We start from the raw sequence: 10,826 nt of genomic DNA on the forward strand, positions 1-10,826 counted from the left end.
ATGAGTTCCGAGACTCACGGCACCAACCAGGGCGCCCTCTGGGGCGCGCGCTTCGCCGGTGCCCCGGCGGACGCGCTCGCCGCGCTGAGCAAGTCCACGCACTTCGACTGGCGCCTGGCGCGCTACGACATCGCCGGCTCCAAGGCGCACGCCCGCGTGCTCCACAAGGCGGGCCTGCTGGACGACGCCGAGCTGGACGGCATGCTCGCCGCGCTCACGCAGCTGGATGACGACGTCGCGAGCGGCGCCTACGTGGCCGCCGAGAGCGACGAGGACGTGCACGGTTCCCTGGAGCGCGGCTTGCTTGAGCGCGCCGGCACCCACCTGGGCGGCAAGCTCCGCGCCGGCCGGTCCCGCAATGACCAGATCGCCACCCTGGGACGCATGTTCCTGCGCGATCACGCCCGCATCATCGCCGCGCGCGTGCTGGACGTGGTGGACGCCCTCGTGGCGCAAGCTGAGGCTCATCCCGAGGTCGCCATGCCGGGCCGCACGCACCTGCAGCACGCGCAGCCGGTGCTGCTGAGTCATCATCTGCTGGCCCACGCCTGGGCTCTGCTGCGCGATGTGCAGCGTCTTCAGGACTGGGACAAGCGGGCGGGCGTCTCGCCGTACGGCTCCGGTGCGCTGGCGGGTTCTTCGCTGGGTCTGGACCCGGAGGCCGTGGCTGCCGACCTGGGCTTCTACTCGGCGGTGCACAACTCGATCGACGGCACCGCCTCGCGGGATGTCTTCGCGGAGTTCGCCTGGGTGGCCGCCATGATCGGCGTGGACATCTCCCGGATCTCGGAGGAGGTCATCCTCTGGGCCACCAAGGAGTTCTCTTTCGTCACGCTGGATGACGCCTATTCCACGGGCTCGTCCATCATGCCGCAGAAGAAGAACCCGGACGTCGCCGAGCTGGCGCGCGGCAAGGCCGGCCGCCTGATCGGCGATCTGACCGGGCTGCTCGCCACGCTCAAGGGCCTGCCCCTGGCGTACAACCGGGATCTGCAGGAGGACAAGGAGCCGGTGTTCGACGCGGCGGACACCCTGGAGCTGCTGCTCCCTGCGGTTTCCGGCATGATCGCGACGCTGGGTTTCAACACGGAGCGCATGCAGGCGCTGGCGCCGCAGGGCTTCGCCCTCGCCACGGACGTGGCCGAATGGCTGGTCCGGCAGGGCGTGCCGTTCCGCGAAGCTCACGAGCTCTCCGGTGCGGCCGTCAAGCAGGCCGAGAGCCGCGGCGTCGAGCTCTGGGATCTGACGGACGGGGAGTATGCGGCGATCTCACCGCAGCTGACGCCTGAGGTCCGCAGCGTGCTCTCCACGGAGGGCTCGCTCGCCAGCCGCAGTGCGCAGGGCGGTACGGCACCGAGCGCCGTCGCCCGCCAGCTGAAGGCTCTTCAGGCCGAGCTGGCCGAGGCCAGGGCTTTCCTGGCCTGAGCCGGAAGCCTCGACGATGAACCGGAACCCGCACGGGTTCCGGTTCATCTGCGTTAACTCAACGCTACGATGGGTGCATGACTCAGCTCACAAGCGGCCCCGAGACTCTTCTGGCCGATCTGCACTCCTCTGCGGCGCTGGTGGAGAAGCTCGCGGCACCCTTGGATGACGCCGCCGTGAAGGCGCCGTCGGTCTTGCCGGGCTGGACCCGCGGTCATGTGCTCGCCCACGTCATGGGCATCAGCGACGCCATGGCCCGCCAAGTGGAATACGCGCGACGCGGCGAGACCGTCGAGGTGTACGACGGCGGCTACGAGGGACGCACCGCGCGCATCGAGCTGGCGGCCGGTCACGGTGCCGACGAGCATCGGACCGATGTTCACACGGCTCTCACCCGGGCGCTGAGCGCCTTCGATTCCCTCGCCCCGGAGGAGTGGGCCGCCCGTGTCGCCTACCGCGACGGCGTCGTGCTGGACGGGGGCCTCGCCCTCTGGCGCGAGCTGGTCATCCACACCTCGGATCTGGACCTGGAATACGGTCCTGAAACCTGGTCCAAGGCCTTCTGCCTGCACCTCTTCGATTTCCTTGAAGCTCGTGTGCCGGAGGATCATCACTTCGTCCTTCAGCCGCTCGGCCTGCCTCCCCGGACGCTGGGCCGCGGAGAGCGTGGCGTGGTCGTCAGTGGCATGCTGACCGACATCGCGGCCTGGCTGGCCGGCCGGAAACCCAGTCTGGACACCCTGCGCGCCTCGGCCGCGGCGGACGACGTCGCCCTGCCGCCGTTGCTGCCCTGGCCGTCCGGCGTCGCCGCCAAATAGCAACGCGGGGTCACCTATGGCCCATTCCGTGACGGTCTTTGGGCTCTAACTGACCCCGCGTTCCTCAGGAAGCCTGGGCCTCGCGGGCCAGCAGACTCTCCTTGACCGTCAGGCCCCAGCGGAAGCCCCCGAGTGAGCCGTCGTTGCGGACGATCCGGTGGCAGGGCACGAACAGGGCGGCGGCGTTGAAGGCGCAGGCACTGGCCGCCGCCCGGATCGCTTTGGGGTTGCCCGCCGCCGCCGCGTAGCCCGTGTAGCTGAGGGGCTGTCCGGCCGCCACGCCTCGCAGCACGTCCCAGGCGTGTTCACGGAACGGCCCGGACTTCTGGCGGACCGCCACGGTCATCGGAGCCTCCAGATCGCCGTCGTAGTACGCGTTCACCGCTTCACCGAGGACGCCCAGCCGTGCGGTCCGGTGCAGTTCCGCCGGCCGGATGCTCTTGTGGACCTGGGGGAGCAGCTCGTCCAGCTCGGCCGTCCAGCCGGAAGCGAGAACGATGCCTTCCTCGGCGACGATCGTGAAGGGCCCGTCGGGGGTGGTGAGAGTCGTGTAGTCAGCCATGGTGTGCCGTCCTTTCAGCCTTCAGAGAGGGACTTCGTGATCCGGCGTGGGGCGGTGGCCGCCGCGCGCCAGAGATGGAGGGTGGCGTAGGAACGCCAGGGGGACAGGGAGGCGAAGGCGGGATCGCCGTCGCCGCCGAGACTTCGGATGCCGTTGCGGATGGCGGCGTCGCCCGCGAGGAAGACATCGGGCGCCCCGAGGACACGCATCGAGAGGTAACCGACGGTCCAGGGACCGACGCCCGGCAGAGGCAGCAGCCGTTCCGCGAGGGTCTCAGGTGTGTCGCCGAAGCCGAAGGCCAGTTCGCCCGAAGCCATCGCCGTTGCCGCATGCCGGAGCGATTCGCGGCGCCGTGCGGGGCCGCGCAGCAGCTCGGGAATGGCCTCGGCGAGCACCGCGGGTGCCGGGAAGAGCCGCGTGATGCCATCGCCTTCCAGGGGGCTCCCGGCGTGCCGGCTCCGGCCTGGCCCGTCAGAGGCCGTCCCGCGCTGGGGTGCGAACGGTTCTCCCCGGGTGGCCAGGCCACCGAGCGCGGTGCGAGCCGCGGCCACGGTGATCTGCTGGCCGATCATCGCCCGGATCAACATCTCCTGCGGGTCCAGGGCACCCGGCAACCGGATGCCCGGAACAGAGGCGACTTGCGGCGCCAGGCGGGGGTCCGTGGACAGGACTTCGTCGATGGCGACCGGATCGGCGTCCAGATCGAAGAGGCGCCGGACTCTCGTGATGAGGCTGTGCAGATCCTTCAGCGCCACGGAGTGCACGTCCAGGTCCAGCGTCCCCCGCGAATTGAGTGTCACGCTGAAATGCGCCACGCCATGAGGCATGGTCAGGGCCCGCTCATAGGAGGAGTCCGTGGCGAGCTCGACGCCGGGTATCGCGCGGGCGGCGAGGAAAGCGAACACCCCGCGATCCAGGACGCCGCGGTACGGCAGTCGCAGACTCAGCGTGCCGGAGGCCGGGGCGCCCTTGGACGGGAGCGAGCGCTCGTTGTGCCGTGCCGAAGCGCGCAATTGGCCCGGTGTGCGGTCGTAGACCTCGGCGATCGTCTCGTTGAACTGACGGATGCTGTTGAAGCCCGAAGCGAAAGCGACATCGGACAGGCTCATCGGCGTGGATACGAGCAGCTGCCGGGCGGTCTGGGCCCGTGCGGCCCGCGCCAGAGCGAGCGGTCCAGCGCCGAGCTCCTGAGTGAGGATCCGGCCCAGCTGCCGTGTGGAGTAGCCGAGCCGTGCGGCGAGGATGGGGACTCCGCCGTCGTCCATCACCCCGTCGTTGATCAGCCGCATGGCCCGGGCCGCCACATCGCTGCGCACGTTCCAGGCGGGGGTGCCCGGTACCGCCTCGGGGAGGCAGCGCTTGCACGCGCGGTAGCCCGCCTCGTGGGCTGCGGCCGAGGTTTCGAAGAATTCGACATTCTCGGCTTTGGGGGTTCGCGCGGGGCAGGACGGGCGGCAGTAGATGCGTGTGGTCTTGACCGCGGTGTAGAACTGCCCGTCGAAACGGGCGTCCCGCGTGTCGATCGCCCGGTAGCGCTGCCAGAAGTCCATGACTTCATTCTGGCAGTTTCCGGACATCGATGATGGCGGTTTTCGGACACGACAGTGACGGACCCTGAAACGTCCACTGCACGGGCTGCTAGCGTCGTGGACATGGAGCATGGGCATGACTGGCTGGCACCGGGGGAGATCCGGGAACTGTTGAGCGGAGACCCGGTGGCGCTGGCACCACGGCTGCTGGGATCGGTCGTCAGCCATCACAGCGAGGAGGGGACCGTATCCGTCCGTCTCACGGAGCTGGAGGCGTACCGCGGCCCGCGTGACTCCGATTTTCCCGATCCCGGAGCTCACAGCTATCGCGGGCGCACGCCACGCAATGCTCCCATGTTCGGGCCGCCCGCCCATCTGTACTGCTACTTCACCTACGGGATGCACTACTGCGTGAACATGGTCTGCTGGCCCGACGGGAAGGCCGGCGGGATCCTCATGCGGGCCGGTGAGATCGTGGAGGGCCTTGAACTGGCGCGATGGCGCCGTCCGTCCTCACAGAAGGACGTGCAGCTCGCCCAAGGGCCGGCGCGGCTCGCATCCTGTCTCGCGCTGACGACGGCGGACTCCGGCCGGGATCTGCTGGCCCGGCCGCTGGGGCTGGAGGTGCCACGCAACGCCTCACGTCCGGGGGACGGCCCGGCGGGCATCGTGCGTTCCGGGCCGCGGGTCGGTGTCTCGGGGGCCGGTGGCAGCCCGGCCTACCCGTGGCGTTTCTGGCTGGACGGCGAGCCGAGCGTATCCGCGTACCGGGCGGCCAAGCCGCGCTGAAGCCGCGCTGGGCCAGGCAATACCCGGTCGGCCGTGCCGGGGCCGCAAGGCCGATGCGGGGCGCTCGCCGCCGCGGCCCTAAAATGGAAGCCGTGTCTGAAACAGCTCCCGAATCCGCCACCTCCGTTCTCGACCGCCTCTGCGCCACCATCCCGGACTACCCGGAGCCGGGCATCGTCTTCCGTGACCTCACCCCGGTCTTCGCGGACGGCAAGGGGCTTCGGACCGTCGTGGAGGCGCTGCTCGCGCCCTTCGCCGGAACCTTCGACGTCGTGGCGGGTGTCGAGGCGCGCGGTTTCCTGCTCGCGGCCGCAGCCGCCTACGCCTCCGGGACCGGCGTCGTCGCCGTACGCAAGGCAGGCAAGCTGCCGCGCGAGACGTTCGCACAGGAATACGCCCTGGAGTACGGCACGGCGACCCTGGAGATCCACCGCGACGACCTCCCGGCAGGCACCCGCGTCCTCCTGCTCGACGACGTTCTCGCCACCGGTGGAACCCTCGCGGCCGCGCACACGCTCTTCGGACGGGCCGGCTGTGAGGTGGTCGGCATCGGCGTCGTGCTGGAGCTGGCGGACCTGCCGGGCCGGGAACGTCTGACCGCCGCCGGAATCGCTCCTGAGACCGTTCACGCTCTCCAGAAAGTCTGACGCGATGCGGGTGACGGCGGCATCCGTCCGGCGTGGCACCCTGCGTTCACCTCGATGGTTGTAGAATGGACGGTCCGTTATCCAAGACGGTGGTTAATCGTGGGGAATGAGGGGTTGCCTGATGCTCGAAGCTGACCTGGTGCGCGAACGTGACTACGTCCACGGGCTGTACCGCCGGCTGGATGAGCTCCGGGAGGAGAAGCGGCAGCAACTGGCGAAGGTCCGCCGTGGCGGTGCCGTCGGCAGCATCCAGAACGTGTCCGAGCGTGATGCCTTCGCCGCGCTGTACGAAGATCGCCTGGCCCAGCTCGACGCGGTGGAGGACCGGCTGGTCTTCGGCCGTCTTGACCTCGACGATGGTCAGGCACAGTACATCGGCCGCATCGGACTCTCGACGGAGGACTTGCAGCGCCTGATGGTGGACTGGCGTGCCCCGGAGGCGGGCCACTTCTACCAGGCCACGGCATTCGACCGGCAGGGCGTCCGGCGGCGCCGCCACCTGATCCTGTCGGGCCGCGAGCTCAAGGCCATGGAAGACGACGTCCTGGACCCGACGATGCTCACCGAGAACGGTGGGCATCAGGGTGAGGGTGCCCTGCTGGCGGCGTTGAACTCCAAGCGGACCGGCCAGATGTCCGACATCGTCAGCACCATCCAGGCCGAGCAGGACCGGATCATCCGCAGTTCCATCTCGGGCGCCCTGGTGGTCCAGGGAGGTCCCGGCACGGGTAAGACCGCCGTGGCATTGCACCGCGCGGCGTACCTGCTCTACACGCACCGCGAGCGGCTGAAGTCCGCCGGTGTGCTGCTTGTCGGCCCGAGCAACTCCTTCATGAAGTACATCGAGCGAGTGCTCCCGTCACTCGGCGAGACCGGCGTCGTGATGGCGAGCCTCGGCCGGCTCATGCCCGGCATCGAGGCGGTCAAGGAACACGATCCGAAGGTCGCAGCCCTCAAGGGCCGTCTGGCCATGGCCGTGGTCGTGGCGAACGCCGTCGCCCAGCGTCAGAGGACCCTTCCGCAGCCCCGCACGCTGACGGTCGACGGTTACAAGATCATCATGACCCCCAAGCAGGTCTCCCGTGCGCGGGACAAGGCGCGTCAGACCGGCAAGCCCCACAATGAGGCACGGGCCACATTCGTCAAGATCCTGCTCCGGGAGCTCACGGACCAGCTCACCGAAAAGGTGCTGGAGTCGAACCCGGGCAATAGTGCGGACCGCTCCTACCTTGCCGAGGACGTGCGTTCGGCGAAGGACGTGCGGGTCGCACTGAACCTCGCCTGGATGCCGACGACGCCGGAGAAACTGATCTCCGATCTCTTCTCGGACCCGCGCTTCCTCAAAGCGTGCACGCCCGGTTTCACCGCGCAGGAGCGGGAGCTCCTCCTGCGCCCGGCGGATTCGCCCTGGACCGAAGCCGACGTCCCGTTGCTCGATGAGGCGGCGGAACTGCTCGGCGAGTACGACATCCATGCCGGCCGCCACGCGGCCCAGGCCGAGCGGCAGCACCAGCGGGACATCGAGGACGCCAAGCGTGCCCTCGAGGACATCAAACACCTGGACAGCACCCCGAACTTCAGTGCGGAGGAGATCGTCGAGGCGAACACCCTGCAGGACGCCCGGCTCGGTGCCGCGGACCGGGCCCGGGGAGACCGCACCTGGGCTTATGGACATGTGGTGGTTGACGAGGCTCAGGAACTCTCGCACATGCAGTGGCGCCTGCTGGCACGCCGTTGCCCCCTGAAGTCCTTCACGATCGTGGGGGACATCGCCCAGACGAGTTCAGCGGCGGGCGCCCTGTCATGGGCCTCGGCCCTGACTCCGGAGTTCGGCGACCACTGGCGGCTGGAGGAGCTCACGGTGAACTACCGCACGCCCTCGCAGATCGCCGAGGCCGCCGTCCGGATGGCCAATGCGGCCGGGCAGATCGTCTCCGCCCCCAAGGCGGTGCGTGAGGGACGCTGGGTGCCGGTCGTGGAGCGGGTGCCCGCGTCCGACGTCGTCCCCGCATTGGTGCGTGCCCTGCCGGAGGAGCTCGCACAGCTCGACGGCGGCCTGCTGGCCGTCATCGCGGGGGAGCGGCTGCTGGATTCCGCGTACACGGCCCTCCGTGCCCAGTACGGCGGACGGGTGGGCGGCGGTTCCGGCAGCTATGAGCAGGACATCGTGGTCATCAGCCCGCAGGATGCCAAGGGCCTGGAGTTCGACGGGGTGGTCATTCTGGAGCCGCAGGAGCTGCTCGACGCCGCACAAGGGCGCGTCGGCGATCTCTACGTGGCGATGACCCGTCCTACGCAGCGCCTGCGCCTGATCGCCTCCGCCGGTGTCCCGGAGGGGATCGAGGCGGTCTGAACCGCCGCTCGATGCTAACTTGGAAGGGTGTCACAGCTGAGCGAAACCATGCAGGGCGCAAGCCTTGAGAACCAGAAGAACGATCCCTCCTTCGCCAATGTCTGGCAGGAGCTGACGTGGCGTGGCCTGGTCCACGTGTCCACGGACGCCCAGGAGCTGGAGAAACTCCTCGCCGGTGAGCCTGTGACCTACTATTGCGGTTTCGATCCGACGGCACCGAGCCTTCACCTGGGCAACCTTGTCCAGTTGCTCGTGATGCGCCGGCTCCAGCTGGCGGGGCACAAGCCCCTGGGGCTGGTGGGCGGGTCCACGGGTCTGATCGGCGATCCGCGTCAGACGGCCGAGCGTGTCCTGAACACGAAGGAGACGGTCACCGAATGGGTCGGTTACCTTCAGGGCCAGGTCTCGCGCTTCCTCTCCTTCGACGGGGTGAATGCGGCCCGCCTGGTGAACAACCTGGACTGGACGGCGCCCCTTTCGGCGATCGACTTCCTCCGCGAGGTGGGCAAGCACTTCCGTGTCGGGACGATGATCAAGAAGGACATCGTGGCGAGCCGCCTGAACTCGGACGAGGGCATCAGCTACACCGAGTTCAGCTACCAGATCCTGCAGGGCATGGACTACCTGGAACTGCACCGCGCCTACGATTGCGTGTTGCAGACCGGTGGCAGTGACCAGTGGGGCAATCTGACCAGCGGTACGGAGCTGATCCGCAAGGTGGAGGGACACAGCGTGCATGCGCTGGGCACCCCGCTCATCACCAACTCGGACGGTACGAAGTTCGGCAAGAGCGAAGGCAACGCCATCTGGCTCGACAGCGCCATGTGTTCGCCGTACACCTTCTACCAGTTCTGGCTCAACACGGCCGATGCCGATGTGGTGGACCGTCTCAAGGTCTTCACCTTCCTCAGCCGTGCGGAGATCGAGGAGCTCGGTGCCGCCGTCGCAGAACGTCCGTTCGCCCGGGAGGCGCAGCGCCGCCTTGCGTGGGAGGTCACCAGCCTGGTGCACGGCGTCGAAGCGACGGAGAAGGTTATCGCCGCTTCGGCCGCGGTGTTCGGCAACGGAGACCTGTCCGTACTGGATGAGCCGACGCTGCTCGCGGTGTCCGCCGAGCTGGCGTCCGCCACGGTCCCGGCCGATGGCCTGGCGGTGGTGGATCTGCTCCTGGCCACCGAGCTGGTGAAGTCCAAGTCGGATGCACGCCGCACCATCACCGAGGGCGGCGCCTACGTCAACAACGTCAAGGTGACGGACGTCGACCAGGTGGTCTCTGCCGACGAGCTCCTGCACGGCAAGTACCTGTTGCTGCGGCGCGGCAAGAAGAACCTGGCGAGCGTGATGGTCGGCTGATCTCGCCGAATACATGGCTGCGGCCCGTCCCTTCCTGGCATTCTCACCACGTGGTGGGACACCGGAAGGGGCGGGCCGCAGGCGTCTGTCGCTAGCGCCACCTGGGCCGAGTTCGTGGGTTTCGGCTGAGTTCGTGGGCCTAAGCCACGAACTCAACCGAAACCCACGAACTGACGGGGCGGGGACGAGGGATCAGAGTTGTACGCGGTTGGCCAGGACCGGCAGGGTGGTGCGGGCCGTCTCGACGTCGGCGATGTCCAGGTCTCCGAGGAGAAGCCCGACCGAACCATCGGCCCGGGCGATGTCCGCGCCGAGCGGGCTGACGATCGCCGAATGCCCGACGCCGGTGGGCAACATCCGGGGATTCTCAATGCCGAGCGTGCCCGGATCGGCCTGGCCGCAGGCGAGCAGGTAACTCGTGGTGTCGAGGGCGCGCGCCCGGGTGAGGAGTTCCCAGTGCTCCACCTTCCCGGGGCCGGGTCCCCACGAGGCGCAGACGATCTGGACGTGCGCGCCGGCCAGGGCGTTGGCGGTGAAGAGCACGGGGAAGCGCACGTCGTAGCAGGTGGACAGTCCGAAGGTCACTCCGCCCAGTTCGAAGGTCACGGGATCGGTACCGGGCTCCACAGTGTCCGACTCTGCGAAGCCGAAAGCGTCGTAGAGGTGGATCTTGGTGTAGCTGGTCTCCACCTCCGGACCGGTGACCAGAAGGGTGTTCCGCACGCGGGACTGTTCGGAGCCGTGGCCCGGCGTGAACATGCCCGCCACTACGGTGATGCGGTGCTCGAGGGCGATGGCACGAAGCTCCGTGGCCCACGGACCGTCCAGAGGCTCGGCGATCTCCGCAAGAGGATGACCGAAGGCCCGCATGGTCGCCTCAGGGAAAACCACCAGGCGTGCGCCGGCCTCAGCTGCCCGGGCGGCGAACTCGCGTACGACGGCGAGATTCTCCGCGGGTGAGGCGGTGCTGTGAATCTGGGCGAGGGCGATGCGCATGGCGGCTCCTGTTGTCCTGTGACGGTCCGGACTTCGGCTGTCCGAGGACGGCAGAGTCCTCGTACTTCCAGCATCTGCCTCCTGGGGGAGCGGAGTCCAGCCGGGGCCGGAATCCGTCGTGACGTGCTTCATAGGGAGGGCAGAATCGGAACAGCGGTGTCAGAGAGGCCGGAGTCGCGCCGAAGATCCGCTTGTTTCCAGGGATTTTCGGGGTTCCGAGGCACCACTGGACGCCGGATTTGCGAGCGGCGCTGAAGGTGTGTAAAGTTGATCAGGTCGCCGCGACGGGGGCGGGAGGGACTGAGAGGTTCTTTTCGTCGGGAGTTGGGTGGCTTTGAATCCTTCGATGATCGC

At 68.4% G+C, this 10,826-nt stretch carries 9 protein-coding genes; 6 read left to right on the top strand and 3 right to left on the bottom strand.

Translation table 11 applies throughout. The features are described 5' to 3' along the window. Both argH and ACIPXZ_RS14120 read left to right on the top strand, forming a co-directional pair. A complete protein-coding gene (argH, locus tag ACIPXZ_RS14115) occupies positions 1-1,425 on the top strand; it encodes an argininosuccinate lyase (protein ID WP_400595363.1) in 1,425 nt (474 codons plus the stop codon). A gap of 77 nt (positions 1,426-1,502) precedes the next feature. After that, entirely contained in the window at positions 1,503-2,243 is a 741-nt protein-coding gene (locus tag ACIPXZ_RS14120; RefSeq protein WP_400595365.1) for a maleylpyruvate isomerase family mycothiol-dependent enzyme, read from the top strand. A gap of 64 nt (positions 2,244-2,307) precedes the next feature. Here ACIPXZ_RS14120 and ACIPXZ_RS14125 read toward each other — a convergent pair whose 3' ends face one another. Continuing rightward, positions 2,308-2,805, bottom strand: a complete 498-nt coding sequence (locus ACIPXZ_RS14125) for a methylated-DNA--[protein]-cysteine S-methyltransferase (RefSeq protein ID WP_400595367.1) — start codon at positions 2,803-2,805, stop codon at positions 2,308-2,310. Between the two features lie 14 nt (positions 2,806-2,819). After that, the gene (locus ACIPXZ_RS14130; RefSeq protein WP_400595369.1) at positions 2,820-4,355 is read right to left on the bottom strand and encodes a DNA-3-methyladenine glycosylase 2 family protein; all 1,536 of its coding nucleotides are present in this window, start codon (positions 4,353-4,355) and stop codon (positions 2,820-2,822) included. 102 nt (positions 4,356-4,457) lie between these two features. Between ACIPXZ_RS14130 and ACIPXZ_RS14135 the strand changes: the two genes are divergently transcribed. The 4 genes from ACIPXZ_RS14135 (at position 4,458) to tyrS (ending at position 9,476) form a co-directional block, all read left to right on the top strand. Next, positions 4,458-5,123, top strand: coding sequence for a DNA-3-methyladenine glycosylase (locus tag ACIPXZ_RS14135; RefSeq protein WP_400595371.1), 666 nt, complete (start codon positions 4,458-4,460; stop codon positions 5,121-5,123). A gap of 83 nt (positions 5,124-5,206) precedes the next feature. Continuing rightward, positions 5,207-5,770 (top strand): adenine phosphoribosyltransferase, encoded by a 564-nt coding sequence (locus ACIPXZ_RS14140; protein ID WP_400595373.1) that lies wholly within the window; start codon positions 5,207-5,209, stop codon positions 5,768-5,770. A gap of 121 nt (positions 5,771-5,891) precedes the next feature. Further along, positions 5,892-8,123 carry a HelD family protein gene (locus tag ACIPXZ_RS14145; protein ID WP_400595375.1) on the top strand — a complete coding sequence of 744 codons (2,232 nt, stop codon included), beginning with the start codon at positions 5,892-5,894 and terminating at the stop codon, positions 8,121-8,123. A gap of 48 nt (positions 8,124-8,171) precedes the next feature. Beyond that, entirely contained in the window at positions 8,172-9,476 is a 1,305-nt protein-coding gene (tyrS, locus tag ACIPXZ_RS14150) for a tyrosine--tRNA ligase (RefSeq protein WP_400595393.1), read from the top strand. Positions 9,477-9,668: 192 nt separating this feature from the next. Here tyrS and ACIPXZ_RS14155 read toward each other — a convergent pair whose 3' ends face one another. After that, positions 9,669-10,472, bottom strand: coding sequence for a carbon-nitrogen hydrolase family protein (locus ACIPXZ_RS14155; RefSeq protein ID WP_400595377.1), 804 nt, complete (start codon positions 10,470-10,472; stop codon positions 9,669-9,671). Positions 10,473-10,826 lie beyond the last annotated feature (354 nt).

This window comes from Arthrobacter sp. NPDC090010 (genome assembly GCF_044748305.1).
Lineage (GTDB): Bacteria > Actinomycetota > Actinomycetes > Actinomycetales > Micrococcaceae > Arthrobacter_E.